We start from the raw sequence: 17,127 nt of genomic DNA on the forward strand, positions 1-17,127 counted from the left end.
CGTCTACCGGACCACGATTTCCGACGCCGCGCCCGGCGCCCTGACACGGGTCTGGCGGGCGACCTGCTCGGCGGTACGCTCGGTGGGCTGGTACCTCGGTGAGCTGATGGGCGACCACGACTACGCCAAGTACGTCGCGCACCTTCAGGCCCACCACCCCGACCGCGAGGTGCCCACGGAGAAGGAGTACTGGCGGGCCCGCTGGGCCGCCCAGGACGCGAATCCGGGCGCGCGCTGCTGCTGACTGCCGGGGTCGGCCGCCGTTGCATGTGCTTGACCCCGAAACGGCCCGATTGAGCGCCTGGCACATGCAACGGTGAGGGGGAGGGACGGGTCAACCGCTCCGCGATCAGCGCACCTGGGTGCGGTCGCGCCCCTGGGATCGACAGAACCGGCACAAACCACAAAGGGACCGCCCGGCCGGAGCCGGGCGGTCCTTTCTCCGGCGCAGAGGCGCCGCGCCTACGCAGGCCCGTGGGCCCGCGCGACGTCGGCAATCGCGCCGCGCGCGGAAGCGCTACTTGTCGGAGAGCGCGTCGAGCACCGCGTTGAACGCCTCGGAGGGGCGCATGACGGCGGAGGCCTTCGCGTCGTCGGGCAGGAAGTAGCCGCCGAGGTCGACCTCGGAACCCTGGTTGTCGATCAGGTCCTTGTCCACCTGCTCGGCGACCTCGCCCAGCTTCTCGGCCAGCGGGGTGAAGTACTCCTTCATCTCCGCGTCCTCGTCCTGGGCGGCCAGTGCGTCGACCCAGAACTTGGCCAGCCAGAAGTGCGAGCCGCGGTTGTCGATCTCGCCGACCTTGCGCGACGGCGACTTGCCCTCGGCCAGCACCTTCTCGGTGGCCTTGTCCAGGGCGTCGGCCAGCACGCCGGCCTTGCCGTTGTCGTTCTTGCGCTGCTCGTGGCGGTAGGACTCGGCCAGTGCCAGGAACTCGCCCAGGGAGTCCCAGCGCAGGTGGTTCTCCTCGAGGACCTGCTGGACGTGCTTCGGGGCGGAGCCGCCCGCACCGGTCTCGAAGAGTCCGCCGCCGGCCATCAGCGGCACCACGGAGAGCATCTTCGCGGAGGTGCCCAGCTCGAGGATCGGGAAGAGGTCGGTGTTGTAGTCACGCAGCACGTTGCCGGTCACGGAGATAGTGTCCTCGCCGCGGCGGATGCGCTCCACCGACAGCTTGGTCGCGGCGACCGGGTCGAGGATCTCGATGTCCAGGCCCTCGGTGTCCAGCTCGCCGAGGTACTTCTCCACCAGCGACTGGATGGTGCGGTCGTGGCCGCGCTCCGGGTCCAGCCAGAAGACGGCCTTCATGCCGGACTCGCGGGCGCGGTCGACGGCAAGCTTGACCCAGTCGCGGATCGGCTCGTCCTTGGTCTGGCAGGCGCGCCAGATGTCACCCTCGCCGACCTCGTGCTCGAGCAGGGTCTCGCCGGCCTCGTCGACCACACTCACGGTGCCGTCGGCCGGGATGACGAAGGTCTTGTCGTGAGAGCCGTACTCCTCGGCCTTACGGGCCATCAGGCCGACGTTGGGCACGGTGCCCATCGTGGTCGGGTCGAAGGCGCCGTTTTCCTTGCAGTCGTCGATGACGGTCTGGTAGACGCCGGCGTAGGAGGAGTCCGGGATGACGGCCAGGGTGTCCTGGGTCTCGTCGTTCTTGTTCCACATCTGCCCGGAGGTGCGGATCATCGCCGGCATGGAGGCGTCGATGATCACGTCGCTGGGCACGTGCAGGTTGGTGATGCCCTTGTGGGAGTTGACCATGGCCAGGTCCGGGCCCTCGGCGAGCGCCTTGTCGAAGGCGGCCTTGATCTCCTCGCCGCCGTCGAGCTCGTCGAGCCCGCTGAGGATGGCGGCCAGGCCGGACTCGCCGTTGAGGCCGGCGGCCATCAGCTTGTCGCCGTAGGCGTCGAAGACGTCCTTGAAGTAGGCGCGTACCACGTGGCCGAAGATGACCGGGTCGGAGACCTTCATCATGGTGGCCTTCAGGTGCGCGGAGAAGAGCACGCCGTCGGCCTTGGCGCGGGCGACCTGCTCGGCCAGGAAGTTATCGAGGGCCTCGGCCGACATGAAGGTCGCGTCGACGACCTCGCCGTCCTCGACCTTGAGGTCGTCCTTGAGCACCGTCTCGGTGCCGTCGGCGGCGGTGTGGACGATCTTCAGGGTCTGGGCCTTGTCGACGATCACGGACTTCTCGTTGTGGCGGAAGTCGTCGGCGTCCATGGTGGCGACGTTGGTCTTGGAGTCCTTCGCCCACTCACCCATGGAGTGCGGGTGGGAGCGCACGAAGTTCTTCACCGCGACGGGCGCGCGGCGGTCGGAGTTGCCCTCGCGCAACACCGGGTTGACGGCGGAGCCCTTGACGGCGTCGTAGCGGGCGCGGGCGTCCTTCTCCTCGTCGCTCTCCGGGTTCTCCGGGTAGTCCGGGATGTCGTAGCCGTCGGCCTGCAGCTCGGCGATGGCGCGCTTGAGCTGCGGCAGGGAGGCCGAGATGTTCGGCAGCTTGATGATGTTGGCCTCGGGCGTCTTGGTCAGCTTGCCGAGCTCGGCGAGGGCGTCGTCGACGCGCTGCTCCTCGGTGAGCCGGTCCGGGAACTGGGCGAGGATGCGGCCGGCCAGGGAGATGTCGCGGGTCTCGACGTCGATGCCGGCGGTCGAGGAGAACGCCTCGACAATCGGCTTAAAGGAATAGGTCGCCAGCAGCGGCGCCTCGTCCGTGCGGGTCCAGATGATCGTGGCCACAGTCTCTCCTTCAGTGATTGGTACTTTCAGACACTTCAACCCACCAGGTTAGCGGCGGGACCCCGGGCGTGCCGTGCGTGGTTAACCCCGTCCGGGAGCCCCGCGGCGTCGTCGTACCAAAACCGCCGGGCGGGGCCGGTCCGCTCCGCCGCTTGCGTGCGCCGCGCGTCACCCCCGTGTGTGCGCCGCGTCACGCATGTGCGTGCTTGCCGACGTCGCGTCGCTCGCCGCGGGCGGGCGCCGCCGGCGTGTGCCGCACCGCGCCCGCGCGGCGCGGCGTCGACCGTGTCACTGCGAGGCGTTCTGGCTGGGCGGGCCGGGAGAGCGGGGTGTAGCCTGCCCCGGTGACTTTCCGCACCATCAAGCCCGTCGGCCTGCCCGCGCGGCGCCCGCGCCCGCGGCAGACCGAGATCTCCGAGCCGCGCCGGATCATCGTCATGCTGGCGATGGCGGTCGGTGCCTTCGCCATCGGCACCACCGAGTTCGTCACGATGGGTCTGCTCAGCCTCATCGCCGAGGACTTCGGGGTCACCGAGGACGTCGCCGGGCGCATCATCTCCGCCTACGCCCTCGGCGTGGTCATCGGCGCGCCGGGCATCGCCGCGCTGACCGGGCGGCTGCCGCGGCGCCGCCTGCTGCTGCTCCTGACCTTCGGCCTGGTGCTGGGCAACCTTCTGACCGTGCTCGCCGCCGTGACCGGCTCGCTGTGGGTGCTCATGGCAGCCCGCGTCATCTCCGGGCTGCCGCACGGGGCCTACTTCTCGGTCGCCGGGCTCTCGGCGGCCTCGATGGCCCCGCCCGGCCAGCGCGGCCAGGCCATCGCGTTCGTCGGCATGGGCCTGTCGGTGGCCACCGTCGTCGGTGTTCCCGCCGCCCAGGCCCTCGGCCAGCTCGCCGGCTGGCCGGCCGCCTACGCGCTGGTGGTCGCGCTCTTCCTGATCTGCCTGGTCGCCCTGTGGTTCCTCATGCCGCACATGACCGAGATGAAGGCCACGGGCTTCCGCACCGAGCTCTCCGCGCTGACCAAGAGCCAGGTCTGGCTGACTGTGGCGATGGGCACCGTCGGCTTCGGCGGCATGTTTTCGGTCTACACCTATATCTCCTGGACCATGGTGGACCGCGCGGGCCTCGATCCGTCCTGGATGCCCGTGGTGCTCATGTGTTACGGCGTCGGCTCCGTGGTGGGCAACTGGTTCGGCGGGCGCATCGCGGACCGCAACCTCGAGTTCGGCATCCTGTTCTCGCTGTTCATGATCGCCGTGGTGCTCGTCTGCTTCTACTTCACCTCGACCAACGTCATCCTGGGCTCGATCAACTTCGGCTTCGTCTCCTTCTTCGGCTCCACGCTCATCCCGAGCCTGCAGATCCGCCTGATGGACGTCGCCGGCGACGCCCAGACCCTGGCCGCCGCCCTCAACCAGTCCGCCCTGAACCTGGCCAACGCGCTGGGCGCGGCCCTGGGCGGCGCGGTCATCGCCGCCGGCCACGGCTACGCGGCCCCCGCCTTCGCCGGCGCCGGCCTGGCAGCCGCCGCGATCCTGGTCTGGATCTCGGCCTTCCTGCTGCGCCGCCGCAGCCTCGCCGCGGATTGATAGGCCCGGAACGGGTTTTCACGCCGCGCCCGATAGGATCGTGCGCATGAGCCTGACCGTCACCTCCGTCAACGTCAACGGCATCCGCGCCGCCACCAAGAAGCGCAATGAGGCCAACCTCGGCCTCGTCGACTGGCTGCACCACGCAGACCCCGACGTCGTGCTGATGCAGGAAGTGCGCGCCACCGTCGAGCAGGCCGAGAAGGCGCTGGCCGGAGTCCTCGAGGAAGGTTGGCACCTCGTCGTCGCCCCGTCCGCCGCCAAGGGCCGCGCCGGCGTGGGCATCCTGTCCAAGAAGGAGCTCACGGACGTCGAGATCGGCTTCGGCAGTTTCACCGACGCCGGGCGCTGGCTCGAGGGCACCTACGAGGCCGATTTCGGCCCGGTGCGCCTGGCCAGCCTCTACCTGCCCTCCGGCTCCGAGGACACTCCCAAGCAGGACGAGAAGTACCGCTTCCTCGACGAGTTCACCGACGTCCTCGCCGAGCGGGCACGCACGTACCCGCGCATGGTCATCTGCGGCGACTGGAACATCTGCCACCGCCGCGAGGACCTGAAGAACTGGAAGGGCAACCTGAAGAAGTCCGGCTTCCTGCCCGACGAGCGCCGCTTCATGGACTCCGTCTTCGGCGCTTTCCCGGAGGACGCCTCGCAGACCGCGGACGTCGCCGAGGTCGGCACCTTCGCCGGCGCCGTCGACTACGCCGGCGGCCCGGTGCGCGAGCCGGCCGCCGAGCCGGCCTGGTTCGACGTCACCCGCCGCCTCAACCCCGAGGGCCCCGGCCCCTACACCTGGTGGACCTACCGCGGCCAGGCGTTCAACAACGACGCCGGGTGGCGCATCGACTACCAGGCCGCCACCGCCGAGATGCTCGAGCGCGCCGAGTCCGTGCACGTGGACAAGGCCGAGAGCGTCGAGATGCGCTGGTCCGACCACTCGCCGCTGACCGTCACCTACCGCTGATGCTGCTCTCGATCACCTACATCATCGGCATCACCGCCGAGGCGATGACCGCAGCTCTGGCGGCGGGCCGGCAGCGCTTCGACCTCTTCGGCGTGCTCGTGCTGGCCTGTGTGACGGCCTTCGGCGGGGGAGTGGTCCGCGACCTTCTGCTCGACCACTACCCGCTGATCTGGGTGGAGAACCCCGTCTACCTGATCATTGTGCTCGTCGCCGCCATGGTGACCGTCTCGCTGTCCTTTCTGGCGAAGTACTTCAGCACGGTCTTCCTCGTCGCCGACGCCGTCGGCCTGTGCGCCTTCTCCGTGCTGGGCACCCGCATCGCCCTGGAGCTGGGCCACGGCTTTTTGATCGCCACGGTCGCCTCGGTGGCCACCGGCGTGTTCGGCGGCGTGCTGCGCGACCTGTTCTCCGACCGCATCCCGCTGGTCTTCCAGAAGGACCTCTACGCCTCGATCAGCGTCGGCATCACGGTGGTCTACCTGGGCCTGGACTGGGTGGGCCTCGAGGAGAACTGGATCATCCTGCTGACCCTCTCGCTGGGCATCGCCGGGCGCCTGGCCGCCCTGCACTGGAACATCTCGCTGCCCGTCTTCGAGTACCTCGGCGAGGAGCAGCAGATGGACCCGCGCCTGTACCGCGGCCTGCGCGGTGCGTACCGGGTGACCGGCGTGCGCCGTGCCCGGCTCGCTTTACGACGCCGCGGGGTGCACCCGCCCAAGCGCCCGCGCCCGCCCAAGTTCCTGCGCCGGCGCCGCCCCGGTGGCTCCGGCCCGGGAACCAAGGGCGCACCGGGCGCCGAGTAGGCCCGGGCGCCGCGCGCCCCGGCGGGGTGCGTTCGTCGTCGCGCCGGGCACCCTGTCGGCCGGGGGTCGGCGTGCCGGTCCGCCCGGCCGGGGGTAGGCGATCCGGGGCGCACGCGAACTCGGGGCCGGGGCGGGGTACCCTGTGCTTCCGGACCTATCAAACCAGCAAGAATGTAGGGTGAATTTCTATGATTCTCGCGATCATCTGCCTCGTCCTCGGCGTCGTCATCGGTGCGGCCTCCATCTGGGCGATCGGGGCCGCCGGCTTCACCGTCCTGGGCATCCTGTCCGGTCTGGGTCTGGCCGTCGGCGGCGCGCTGATCGTCGTCGCCTGGGCCCTTCTCGCCGACCGCATCAGCCCCACCTCCCGCAAGCTGTAAGGGACCTGTGGCGCTAGACTGATACGCCATGACCAAGCAAGCCTCCGCACAGCGCGTCCTCTCCGGCATCCAGCCGACGGCCGATTCCTACCACCTGGGTAACTACCTGGGGGCCCTCAAGCAGTGGATCGAGCTGCAGGACGACTACGAGGCGTTCTACTTCATCCCGGACCTGCACGCGATCACCGTCGACCAGGATCCGGAGGAGCTGCGCCGGCGCACCGTCGCCGGTGTGGCCCAGCTGCTCGCGCTCGGCATCGACCCCGAGCGCTCCACCCTCTTCGTCCAGTCCCACGTCCCGGCGCACGCCGAGCTGGCGTGGGTGCTGACCTGCCTGACCGGCTTCGGCGAGGCCAGCCGCATGACGCAGTTCAAGGACAAGTCGGCCCGCCACGGCGCCGACCGCACCTCGGCCGGCCTCTTCGCCTACCCGATGCTCATGGCGGCGGACATCCTGCTCTACCGCCCCGAGCTCGTGCCCGTCGGCGAGGACCAGCGCCAGCACCTAGAGCTGACCCGCAACCTGGCCGAGCGCTTCAACAACCGCTTCGGCGAGACCTTCGTCATGCCCGAGGGCTTCATCCCTAAGGGCGCGGCCAAGATCTACGACCTGCAGGACCCCACGGCCAAGATGTCCAAGTCCGGGCCGAACCCCAAGGGCCTGATCAACCTGCTCGACGACCCGAAGGTCTCGGCCAAGAAGATCCGCTCGGCGGTCACCGACGACGGCGACGAGATCACCTACGACCCGGCCACCAAGCCGGGCGTGTCCAACCTGCTGGTCATCCAGTCCGCCCTAAGCGGAACCTCGATCGAGGACCTGGTGGCCGGCTACACGGCCTCCGGCGCCCGTTACGGCCAGCTCAAGGTCGACACCGCCGACGCCCTCGAGGCGTTCACCACCCCGCTGAAGGCCCGCTACGAGGAGTACGTCTCCGACCCGGCCGAGATCGAGCGGATCCTGGCCCGCGGCGCCGAGCGCGCCAACGAGCTGGCCGACCCGCTGGTCGCCGAGGTCTACGAGAAGATGGGATTCCTCGTCCCGGCCCACAGGAAGGGCAACTGACCCTTAAACTGGCCGGGCGGAGTCATTCGCCCCGGCGCATCCGCCGGGTCTGACCCGGCGGGCGCCGCGCGCCCCGTGCCCGCCCACGCCGAACCACGCCCCACACGCACCGAACCGCCAAGGAGCACACGATGGTCGCGACCGTCACCGACAGCGACGAGAAGAGGACCGACGTCTACGGCATCGAGCGGTCCACCGCCGACGAACCGGGCATGGTGGACAAGCTGCGCCGCAAGTGGGGCTGGTTCGACCACGTGATGCGCATGCAGGAGCGCTACGCTTCCTTCGGCGGCAACCAGTACTCCGCGGGCATCACCTACTTCTCGGTGCTGGCGATCTTCCCGCTGCTCATGCTCGTCTTCGCCGGCGCCGGCTTCGTGCTGGCCAACAACCCGGACCAGCTGCAGTCCCTCCAGGACTCGGTGACCGGCAGCCTCGAGGGCGAGATGGGCGAGATGATCAGCGGCGTCATCGAGACCGCCGTCGCCCAGCGCGGCGTCATCGCCGGCATCGGTGGTCTGACCGCCCTGTGGTCCGGCCTCGGCTGGATGGGCAACCTGCGCTACGGCGTGTCCAAGATGTGGCGCCTGGACCCGACCGACGGCAACTTCGCCGTCAAGAAGGCCATGGACCTCGTCGGCCTGATCGGTCTGCTCATCGCGTTCGGTGTCGCCTTCGGTGTCACGGCCGTCGGCTCCTCCGGGCTGACCGCCCGCCTGATCGAGATGGTCGGCCTGGACCACGTGCCGGGCATCCAGTACGTCACCTGGCTGCTGGCCGTCCTCATCGGTGTCGCGGCCAACTTCCTGGTCATGCTCTGGATCGTGATGTACCTGCCGCGCACCCGCGTGCCGCGCCGCTCCGGCCTGCAGGCCGCGCTGATCGGCGCCGTCGCCTTCGAGGTCATCAAGCAGCTCGGTTCGGTCTTCGCCTCCAACGCGCTGAACAACCCGGCCGGTGCGGCCTTCGGCCCGATCATCGGTCTGATGGTCATGATGTACCTGGTCTGGCGCGTGGTGCTCTACGTCTCCGCGTGGGCCGCCACCACCGAGGAGTCGCTGCGCCTGGTCAAGCTGCCCGCGCCCGAGCCGGCCGTGATCCGCGTGCGCAACGAGGTCCGCCCGGAGACCGTCTCCACCCCGGCCGCCGTGGGCGTCGGCGCCGCCGTCGGTGCGGCCGTCACCGCGCTGGCGACGCTGCTGCGCCGCCGCTGAGCGCAGACAAGGAAGGGGAGGGGCCGATGAAGGCCCCGCCCCTTTAGTCATGTCCCGCCCGGCTCCTGCCGCGCCGCGAGGCACGGCCGGCTTCAGCGCCGCCGGCGGGTCAGCCAGATACCCAGCCCCGCGGCCAGCACCACGGCGGTCACGACCCCGGCGCCGACCCAGGTGCCGCGCCCGGCCCACATACCGGCCTGCGCGGTCTTGCCGTCCGCGGCGTCGGCCTCGGGGGCGGTCGTCGCTCCGGCGCCGACCTTGTCGGAGGTCTCGGCCAGCGAGTCGATCTTCTCGCCGGCGGGCACCTCGTAGGCGGCGTGCAGGAAGCGCTGCGTCTGCTCCCACGCCCGGCCCTTGTCGATCGTCGTGTCCAGCACCACCGCCGCCAGGCGCCGCCCGTCGCGGTCGAGCGCGCCGACGAAGGTGTGGTGCGCGTCGTCGGTGTAGCCGGTCTTGCCGCCGATGCCGTCCGGGTCCTGCAGGAACAGCTGGTTGTCGTTCCACAGCTGGTAGCCGTTGGACGGGTCGTCGTCGGTGAACGGGTCCTGGCCGGGGGCGCTTGATTGCGGCCCGTCGGTCCCCGGTGCTGCGCCCGTCGCCCCCGGCTGCGCCGGCTGGGCGGGCTCGGTCGAGGCCTGGGCGGCGTCCGGGTCGTTGTCGTGGTGGCCGGGGAAGTTCACGTAGTCGGTGTCGACCATCTTCGCGAAGGTCGGGTTCTCCCAGGCCGCCCGGTACATCAGCGCCAGGTCGTGCGAGCTGGTCATCTGGCCCGGCTTGTCCAGGCCGGTGTAGTCAGCCACGTGCGTGTCGTGCGCGCCCAGGCTCTGCGCGAGCGCGTTGACCTTCTCCAGGGCGGCCTCCTCGCCGCCGAGGGCCTCGGCGAGTGCCTGCGCGGCGTCGTTGCCGCTGTTGAGCAGCAGGCCGTAGAGCAGGTCGCGGGCGGTGTAGGAGCCGGTGGTGCCGATGCCCGCCGAGGAGCCCTCCATGGTCGCCGCTTTCTCGCTGACCGGCATCTTGGCGTCCAGGTCGAGCTCGTTGATGGCGGTCAGCGCCAGCAGCACCTTGATGATGCTCGCCGGGCGGTAGCGCCCGTGCGGGTCCTTCTGGGCGATGACGTCGCCGGAGTCGATGTCGAAGACGATCCACGCCGCGGCCGTCTGCTCCTCGGGCACCTGGTAGCCCTTCACCGCGGTGATGCCGCAGTCCGCGCCCTCGGCCGGCGGCGGGGGAGTCGGCGACTCCTCGCCCGGAGCGAGTCGCTCGGAGGTCGAGCGCGGCTCGGCGGGGATCAGGCTGTGCGGGCACGAGTCGGTGTCCGGGGCCTTGTCGCGTGGGGAGAGCACGAGGTTGCCCAGCGCGTCGGTGACCGGGGCGTCCGACTCCGTGGCGGACTCCGCCCCCGACCGCTCGGCGGACTCCGCCGTGGGCTCCTGCGCCTGCTGGGCGAGCGCGGCGGGCGCCCCCGCCGCACTCACCGCCATCAGCGTGGCGGCGCCGAGGGCGATCGGGTCGAGCAGGCCGCGGCGGAGCTCCCGGCGGGCGGGACGGGTCAGGTGGCTGTGCATTGGCTCATGGTAGAACGCGCCCCGGCCTCGAGCCAGGCGCACGCGAGGAACGTTCCCCAAAACGGGCGCGGGCGCGACGTCGGCAATTTCAAACGCACCGCGGGGCGTATCAATCCATGTCTTTTTCGCATAAAAAGTATGTGATAGCCCGCGCGGGAGTAGTCTCCCCTGACAAGCGAGTATCGCAGATCACAAAACGAGTTCGAAGTGGCCCGCGCTCACCGCCCACGAGACACGACAAGACACGACGAAGGAGGAGAAGCCCCGTGGAGGATCTCACCTACCGCCTGCCCCAGGTCCGCAGCATCAAGCAGGGCCCGCCCGGACCCGAGACCGAGGAGCTCGCCCGCCGGCGCCGACGCCACGTCCCGCGCGCCGTCGCGCCCACCCTGCCCGGCGCCGTGGTCGACGCCGACGGGGGAGTGCTCGTCGACGCCGACGGCAACTCCTTCATCGACTTGTCCTCCGGGATCGCCGTGACCTCGGCCGGCGCCTCCAACCCGGCCGTCGCCGAGGCCGTCGCGGAGGCCGCCCGCCACTTCACCCACACCTGCTACCTGGTCAGCCCCTACGAGAACTACGTCGAGGTCGCCGAGAGGCTCGGCAAGCTGACGCCGGGCGACCACGAGAAGCGCACCATGCTCTTCAGTACCGGCGCCGAGGCGATCGAGAACGCCGTCAAGATCGCGCGTGCCCACACCGGCCGGCGCGGCGTGGCCGTCCTCGACGGCGGCTTCCACGGGCGCACCAACCTCACCCTGGCGATGACCACCAAGCCGCGGCCCTACAAGAAGGACTTCGGCCCCTTCGCCGGCGACATCCACCGCGCGCCGATGTCCTACCCCGTGCGCGACGGGCTGGTCGGCGAGGACGCCGCCGCGCGCACCATCGCCCACCTTGAGCGCACGACCGAGCCCGGCGAGATCGCCTGCCTGGTCGCCGAGCCCGTCCAGGGCGAGGGCGGCTTCGTGGTGCCGGCCACCGGCTTCCTGCCCGCGCTGGCCGAGTGGTGCCGCGGCCACGGCATCGTCTTCGTCGCCGACGAGATCCAGGCCGGCATCGCGCGCACCGGCACCTGGTTCGCCTCCGAGCACGAGGGCCTGGTGCCCGACCTCGTCTGCTCCGCCAAGGCGCTGGCCAACGGGCTGCCGCTGTCGGCGGTGACCGGGCGCGCCGAGATCATGGACGCCCCTGCCCCCGGGTCGCTGGGTGGCACCTACGGCGGCAACCCCGTCGCCTGCGCCGCCGCCCTGGCCACCCTCGCCGAGATGGAGCGGATGGGCCTTCCCGCCCGCGCCCGCGAGATCGAGACCGTCGCCCGCGAGGAGCTCGATGCCCTCAACGGGCTCGCACGCGTGGCCGAGGTGCGCGGCCGCGGCGCCATGATCGCCGTCGAGCTCGTCGACGCCGCCGGCCGGCCCGACCCGCAGGCCGTCGCCGACGTCGCGGTGCACTGCGCGCAGGCCGGCGTGCTCGTGCTCACCTGCGGCATCGACGGCAACGTCATCCGGCTTTTGCCCCCGCTGACCGTCCCCGAGGACCTGCTGCGCGACGGGCTGCGCCAGCTGGTGCGCGAGATCGTCGCCCTCGACCGGGCGCGCGCGAGGGCCGCCGCCGTCGCCGGGGTGGGGGCGGCCAGTGCGGCGAGCATCGCCGCCGGGGTGCCGGCGCCGGCCAACCCGCTGACCAACCCGGCGGGCGCGGCCCGCGGCGGCGCAGACCGAGCTGCGGGTGAGGGCGCAGGTGACGCCGGCGGGGAGGCGCGCAACGAGCCCGGTGACGACCTCGTCGACGCCGACCCGGCCACCCGCAGGCTCGCCGCCGCGGCCGAGGCCGTGACCGGCTGCGCCGGCACCGGGGCCACCGGCACCGGGGGAGGTGCCCGATGAGCGCGGAGATCACCACCGGAATCTGGACCGGCACCACCGTAGGCCCGGCCACCGACGGCTCGACCTTCGACGTCCACGACCCGGCCACCGGCGAGATCATCGCCGAGGTCGCGGACGCCACCGTCGACGACGCCCTGGCGGCCCTGGGCGCCGCCCACGAGGCCCAGGACGCCTGGGCCGCCACCACCGCCCGGCACCGCTCCGTCGTCCTCGCCGACCTGGCGCGTGCGGTGAGCGCCCGCAGCGAGGAGCTGGCCCCGGTGCTCTCGCGCGAGATGGGAAAGCCGCTCCGCGAGGCCGCCGCCGAGGTGGCCAACACCGCCGAGTTCTTCCGCTGGTATGCCGGCGAGGCCGAGCGCCTGCCCGGCCGCTACGCCGACTCGCCCGGCGGGCAGGGCCGCATCCTGGTCACCCGCCGCCCCGTCGGACCATGCCTGGCAATCACCCCGTGGAACTTCCCGCTATCGATGGCCGCCCGCAAGATCGCCCCGGCGCTGGCCGCCGGCTGCACCGTGGTGGTCAAGCCCGCCGCGGAGACCCCGCTGGTCATGCTCAAGCTCGGCGAGATCCTCGCCCGCGTCTTCGGCCACCACGAGGTGCCCGACGGAGTCGTCTCCATCGTGCCGACCACCGACGCCGCGGCCCTCTCGTCCGCGCTGATGGGCGACCCGCGCCTGCGCAAGGTCACCTTCACCGGTTCCACCGCCGTCGGGCGCACGCTGGTGCGCCAGTCCGCGGACCTGCTGCTGCGCACCTCGATGGAGCTCGGCGGCAACGCCCCCTTCGTCGTCGCCGCCGACGCCGACCTCGACGCCGCCGTCGACGGGGCGGTGGCCGCCAAGACCCGCAACGCCGGCCAGGTCTGCGTGGCCGCCAACCGATTCATCGTCGTCGCCGACGTCGTCGAGGAGTTCACCGCCCGCCTGGCCGAGCGCTTCGACGCCCTGCCCGTCGGCCCCGGCTCCGAGCCCGGGACCGAGGTCGGCCCGTTGGTGACCTCCGAGGCCGTCGCGCGCGTGTCTTCGCTTGTCGACGCCGCGGTGGCCGCCGGGGCGCGCCAGGTCACCGCCCGCACCCGCGCCGACGTGCCCGGGGAGGGCTACTTCTACCCGCCGACGGTGCTCGCCGACGTGCCCGCCGGCGCCGACGTGCTGAACACCGAGATCTTCGGGCCGGTGGCCACCGTCAGCGTAGCCGGCGATCTCGAGGAGGCCATCGCCGCGGCCAACGACACCGACGCCGGCCTGGCCGCCTACGGCTACTCCGCCTCGGCGGCCGGGGTCGAGGCGCTGGCCGGCCGGCTCAAGGCCGGGATGGTCGCGGTCAACCGCGTCAACATCGCCGATGTCGCCGCGCCCTTCGGCGGGGTGGACCAGTCCGGCTTCGGCCGCGAGGGCGGCACCGAGGGCATCGAGGAGTACCTCGACGCCCGCTATGTCGCCCTGCCCTAGGCCGGGGGAGGGGGCTGCGGCAGACTCGGGCGACCCGGGCTCGCCTGCACCCGCCCACCGCGGCCACCCCGGCGAGACAGACCACAAGAAACCACACGGAAGGCCCCAGACCCATGACCACCACAGCCACCGGCGCCTCGGGCGCCGCGTCCCAGGCCGCGACGGCGACGTCGGGCACCACGCCGGCAGGCGCGGCGTCGTCAAGCGAGAGCGCCCAGCGCGGGGTGAGCACCCTGCGCAACCGCCACGTGACGATGATCGCGCTCGGCGGCATCGTCGGCTCGGCGCTGTTCATCGGCTCCGGCAACGTCATCCGCTCGATCGGGCCGGCGGCGATCCTGTCCTACCTGCTCGGCGGGCTGCTGGTGTATCTGGCGATGAAGATGCTCGGCGAGATGGCCGCCGCCAGGCCCTCGGTCGGATCCTTCATGGACTACGCCCGCGACGGGCTCGGGCCCTTCGCCAGCTACCTCGTCGGCTGGCTGTACTGGTACTTCTGGGTCGGCGTGCTCGCCTACGACGCCGTCATCGGCGGCGAGACCCTGCACGGCTGGTTCCCGGCGATACCGGCCTGGGCGGGATCCTTGGCGGTGATCGCGCTGGTCATCGTGGCCAACGCGGTCTCTGTGCGCGGCTTCGGCGAGACCGAGTTCTGGCTGGCCAGCGTCAAGGTCGTCGCCGTCTTCGTCTTCCTGGGCGCCGGCACCCTCTATGTGCTGGGCCTGTGGCCGGGTGCGGGCTTCTCCGTGCCCAACCTGTGGGAGCACGGCGGCTTCGCACCCAACGGCTACACCGTCGCGCTCAGCGGCATGGCCGTGGTCATCTTCGCCTACTTCGGCACCGAGATCGCCGTGATGGCCGCCGCCGAGTCCGAGGACCCGGGTCCGAGCGTGCGGCGGGCGACCAACACCGTCATCTGGCGCATCCTGCTGTTCTTCATCGGCTCGATCACGCTGATCGCGGCGATCGTGCCCTGGAACCAGCTGCCGGACCCCACCGACGTGGCCACCGCCCCCTTCACCTACGTGCTCCACCTGTTCGGCGTGCCCGGCGCCGCGCAGATCATGGGGCTGGTCATCTTCACCGCGGTGCTCTCGGTGCTCAACTCCGGGCTCTACTCGGCCTCGCGGATGCTCTCCGCGATGGGCGCCCAGGGCTTCGCGCCGCCGGTGCTGGCCCGGCGCAACGCCCGCGGGGTGCCGGTGCCGGCGATCTTCGCGTCGATCCTCGGCGCGCTCTTCGCCGTCGGCTTCCGCTTCGTCTTCCCCGAGACCCCGATCTTCGAGTTCATCATGAACAGCTCCGGGCTGGTGGCGCTGGTGGTCTACGCGATGATCGCCTGCACCCACTTCGCCTACCGGCGGCGCATGTCGCGCGAGGAGGTGCGCGCGCTGGAGTTCCGCACGAAGTTCTTCCCGCTGATCAACCTGCTGGTGGTCGTGGGCGTGGCCGTGGTCTTCGTCATCATGATCGCAGACCCCGGCAGCCAGGTGCAGGTGTGGACCAGCCTGGTCGCCATCGCCTTCGCCGTGGCCGCCTGGCCGATCGCGCGCGGCCACGTCCGCCGCCGCGAGGCCGCGCAGGCTGAGGCGGGGGAGGCCGCAGATGCGGCGGCCGTGGAAGAGGCTGAGGCCGCGCAGGCCGAGCCGGCCTGTCCCGCGGGCGGCGAAAAGCCCGCGGCCGGTTAGCCGCGGGCTCGTCGGGGGAGGGGTGCCCGTCCGCGCGGGCGCTCCCGCTAGCTGCGCGAGAAGCGCTTGACCAGCAGCTGCTCCATCTCCTTCCAGCCCTCGGCCCGGTCGGTGAACGGCGGGGTCGGGGTGTAGCCGGAGGTCTCGGAGGAGCCGATCATGTAGGAGATGTAGTCCTGCATGCGCGGGTTGGCCAGGAAGAAGGAGTTGATCGAGTCGTCGCCGGCCCAGTCGGCGGCGTCGGCCATCAGCTCGTAGGCGCGCGCCATCTGGTCGGGGTCCACGGCGTCGACGCCCTTCTCGATGTCCTCGGCGATGCCCGCGAAGGAGTACGAGTTGTCCGCGTGCACCTCCACCTCGAGCTCACCGGCGTTGGCCAGGGTGACGAGGTCCTCCCAGGTGGAGAAGCGCTCGAGGTCGTGGCTGTGGTCGCCGATCATCCAGCGCACCAGCGTCTTGGAGTTGTTGAAGGTGAAGATCTCGCCGTAGCGGCCCAGGAAGACCGGGGCGCCCTCGAAGTAGGTGCGCAGCGTGTACAGCGTCGAGCCGTCGATGGTCACGCGCACCGGGTCGATGCCGGCGGCGGCCCATGGCGAGGAGTCGTACGGGTCGGCGGCGGCCTCCTTCTCCTTGCGCTCGGCCTCGGCCTCCTCGCGGGCGGCGGCCGCGGCGGCCACGGCGGCGTCGATGCGCGCGCGGGCGTCGTCGACGGCGGATTCGTCGAAGTCGGGGGTGCTCACCTGCTCGTCGAGGGCGGTGACGACCTTCTTCCAGTTGGTGAGCACGACGCGGCCCAGGCCGGTCCACTCGTCCATGCCCGGCTCGCCGGAGTAGTGCTCGGGGCCGCGCTCGAGGTTGTTGAGGATCGAGTGCGAGGCGAAGAAGACCACGGCGTCCTCGGCCGAGGTGACCGTCGCCAGGCTGCGGGCCATGCGCACCGCGGCGGCGACCTTGGTGACGTTCTCGTAGGAGGGGCGCTCGGCCAGGTGGGCCGGGGCGCCGATGATGTCGTAGCTCTCCTTGTCGCGGGGGACCACGCGGTCCTCGCCGCGGGCGGCGAAGCTCTCCCACTTCGGGTGGGCCTTGAGGTCGTGGTCCGCGCCGGACTCGAGGAACACGAGCATCTCGGCGGGCGTGTCGAAGACGAACACGGAGGTGTCGTCGCCGAGGAAGGCCTGCCACTCCGAGCCGTGCTCCCGCCACTGGGGCGCCCACAGGGTGTAGTAGTCACCGCCGGTCAGCGAGATTCTCACCGGCGTGATGGCTGTCGAGCTACTCATGGGCGCACAGTCTACCCCGTGGACCACCCGTCACCCGCCGCTCGGTCAGCCCGTCGGACGGTAGAAGCCCTTGAAGGTCATGCCCATGTTGGAGGTGCGCACCGGGTTGGTCTGCACCGGGTCGCCGGCCTCGATCATCTGCCCGTCGCCGGCGTACATGGCCACGTGCCCGTCCCAGACGGCGAGATCCCCCGGCTGCAGCTCCTCGGCGCTGACGGCCCGGCCCACCGCCTGCTCCTCGGCGGTGCGCGGGATCTCCACCCCGGCCTGCCGGTAGGCCCACTGGGTCAGCCCCGAGCAGTCGAAGCCGCCCGGCTGCGTGCCGCCCCAGACATACGGCGTGCCCAGCTGCGTGCGTGCGGCGGCCACGGCCGCCTCGCCCTGGGCGGAGCCGCTTTCCGACGTCCCGCCGCCCGCCGCGGCGGCCACCGCGTCGGCGTCGTGGGGCTCACCGTCGCCTGCGGCGCCGGCTGCCGCCCCGGGTGCGTCGGGTCCGCC

General features: G+C 71.4%; 13 protein-coding genes and 1 pseudogene. 10 read left to right on the forward strand and 4 right to left on the reverse strand.

Annotated elements, in window-relative coordinates; all coding sequences use genetic code 11:
* The first annotated feature begins 40 nt into the window (after positions 1 to 40).
* Complete coding sequence (locus tag QQA02_RS10710; RefSeq protein ID WP_284775765.1) at positions 41 to 244, forward strand: YbdD/YjiX family protein; 204 nt, start codon at positions 41 to 43, stop codon at positions 242 to 244.
* A 273-nt stretch (positions 245 to 517) separates the two neighbouring features.
* Here QQA02_RS10710 and QQA02_RS10715 read toward each other — a convergent pair whose 3' ends face one another.
* Complete coding sequence (locus QQA02_RS10715; RefSeq protein ID WP_284775723.1) at positions 518 to 2,737, reverse strand: NADP-dependent isocitrate dehydrogenase; 2,220 nt, start codon at positions 2,735 to 2,737, stop codon at positions 518 to 520.
* A 437-nt stretch (positions 2,738 to 3,174) separates the two neighbouring features.
* Here QQA02_RS10715 and QQA02_RS10720 point away from each other — a divergent pair, with 437 nt between their 5' ends.
* The 6 genes from QQA02_RS10720 to QQA02_RS10745 all read left to right on the forward strand — a co-directional run bounded on the left by QQA02_RS10720 (position 3,175) and on the right by QQA02_RS10745 (position 8,756).
* Positions 3,175 to 4,329 (forward strand): MFS transporter, encoded by a 1,155-nt coding sequence (locus QQA02_RS10720; RefSeq protein ID WP_284864292.1) that lies wholly within the window; start codon positions 3,175 to 3,177, stop codon positions 4,327 to 4,329.
* A 46-nt stretch (positions 4,330 to 4,375) separates the two neighbouring features.
* Entirely contained in the window at positions 4,376 to 5,293 is a 918-nt protein-coding gene (locus QQA02_RS10725; RefSeq protein ID WP_284864284.1) for an exodeoxyribonuclease III, read from the forward strand.
* Entirely contained in the window at positions 5,293 to 6,096 is an 804-nt protein-coding gene (locus QQA02_RS10730) for a trimeric intracellular cation channel family protein (RefSeq protein WP_284775727.1), read from the forward strand. The genes QQA02_RS10725 and QQA02_RS10730 overlap by 1 nt, the downstream gene beginning before the upstream one ends.
* Positions 6,097 to 6,284: 188 nt before the next feature.
* Entirely contained in the window at positions 6,285 to 6,476 is a 192-nt protein-coding gene (locus QQA02_RS10735; RefSeq protein WP_284775729.1) for a hypothetical protein, read from the forward strand.
* A 28-nt stretch (positions 6,477 to 6,504) separates the two neighbouring features.
* Positions 6,505 to 7,542, forward strand: a complete 1,038-nt coding sequence (gene trpS, locus QQA02_RS10740) for a tryptophan--tRNA ligase (RefSeq protein WP_284864285.1) — start codon at positions 6,505 to 6,507, stop codon at positions 7,540 to 7,542.
* Positions 7,543 to 7,673: 131 nt separating this feature from the next.
* On the forward strand, positions 7,674 to 8,756 hold the full coding sequence (locus QQA02_RS10745) for a YhjD/YihY/BrkB family envelope integrity protein (protein ID WP_284864286.1): 1,083 nt from the start codon (positions 7,674 to 7,676) through the stop codon (positions 8,754 to 8,756).
* Between the two features lie 92 nt (positions 8,757 to 8,848).
* Here QQA02_RS10745 and QQA02_RS10750 read toward each other — a convergent pair whose 3' ends face one another.
* Positions 8,849 to 10,321 carry a D-alanyl-D-alanine carboxypeptidase family protein gene (locus QQA02_RS10750; protein WP_284864287.1) on the reverse strand — a complete coding sequence of 491 codons (1,473 nt, stop codon included), beginning with the start codon at positions 10,319 to 10,321 and terminating at the stop codon, positions 8,849 to 8,851.
* Between the two features lie 266 nt (positions 10,322 to 10,587).
* Here QQA02_RS10750 and gabT point away from each other — a divergent pair.
* From gabT to QQA02_RS10765, 3 genes and pseudogenes are all read left to right on the forward strand, one after another.
* Positions 10,588 to 11,925 (forward strand): annotated as a pseudogene (gene gabT, locus QQA02_RS10755) (4-aminobutyrate--2-oxoglutarate transaminase); the annotation flags it as partial.
* Positions 11,926 to 12,206: 281 nt separating this feature from the next.
* The gene (locus QQA02_RS10760; RefSeq protein WP_284864288.1) at positions 12,207 to 13,661 is read left to right on the forward strand and encodes an aldehyde dehydrogenase family protein; all 1,455 of its coding nucleotides are present in this window, start codon (positions 12,207 to 12,209) and stop codon (positions 13,659 to 13,661) included.
* A gap of 113 nt (positions 13,662 to 13,774) precedes the next feature.
* Positions 13,775 to 15,349 carry an amino acid permease gene (locus QQA02_RS10765; protein ID WP_284864289.1) on the forward strand — a complete coding sequence of 525 codons (1,575 nt, stop codon included), beginning with the start codon at positions 13,775 to 13,777 and terminating at the stop codon, positions 15,347 to 15,349.
* Between the two features lie 47 nt (positions 15,350 to 15,396).
* Here QQA02_RS10765 and QQA02_RS10770 read toward each other — a convergent pair whose 3' ends face one another.
* Positions 15,397 to 16,629, reverse strand: a complete 1,233-nt coding sequence (locus tag QQA02_RS10770; RefSeq protein ID WP_284864290.1) for a SatS C-terminal domain-containing protein — start codon at positions 16,627 to 16,629, stop codon at positions 15,397 to 15,399.
* A 45-nt stretch (positions 16,630 to 16,674) separates the two neighbouring features.
* Positions 16,675 to 17,127, reverse strand: a 453-nt coding sequence (locus tag QQA02_RS10775; RefSeq protein WP_284864291.1) for a C40 family peptidase, incomplete at its 5' end; no start/stop codon positions are given.

Origin of the sequence: Corynebacterium sp. MSK006 (genome assembly GCF_030232385.1) — a bacterium.
Lineage (GTDB): Bacteria > Actinomycetota > Actinomycetes > Mycobacteriales > Mycobacteriaceae > Corynebacterium > Corynebacterium frankenforstense_A.

Coding starts and splice junctions, on each gene's coding strand:
- QQA02_RS10725 (WP_284864284.1), top strand. CDS start 4,376: ATGAGCCTGACCGTCACCTCCGTCAACGTCAACGGCATCCGCGCCGCC.
- QQA02_RS10750 (WP_284864287.1), bottom strand. CDS start 10,321: ATGCACAGCCACCTGACCCGTCCCGCCCGCCGGGAGCTCCGCCGCGGC.
- QQA02_RS10760 (WP_284864288.1), top strand. CDS start 12,207: ATGAGCGCGGAGATCACCACCGGAATCTGGACCGGCACCACCGTAGGC.
- trpS (WP_284864285.1), top strand. CDS start 6,505: ATGACCAAGCAAGCCTCCGCACAGCGCGTCCTCTCCGGCATCCAGCCG.
- QQA02_RS10720 (WP_284864292.1), top strand. CDS start 3,175: ATGCTGGCGATGGCGGTCGGTGCCTTCGCCATCGGCACCACCGAGTTC.
- QQA02_RS10765 (WP_284864289.1), top strand. CDS start 13,775: ATGACCACCACAGCCACCGGCGCCTCGGGCGCCGCGTCCCAGGCCGCG.
- QQA02_RS10770 (WP_284864290.1), bottom strand. CDS start 16,629: ATGAGTAGCTCGACAGCCATCACGCCGGTGAGAATCTCGCTGACCGGC.
- QQA02_RS10730 (WP_284775727.1), top strand. CDS start 5,293: ATGCTGCTCTCGATCACCTACATCATCGGCATCACCGCCGAGGCGATG.
- QQA02_RS10735 (WP_284775729.1), top strand. CDS start 6,285: ATGATTCTCGCGATCATCTGCCTCGTCCTCGGCGTCGTCATCGGTGCG.
- QQA02_RS10745 (WP_284864286.1), top strand. CDS start 7,674: ATGGTCGCGACCGTCACCGACAGCGACGAGAAGAGGACCGACGTCTAC.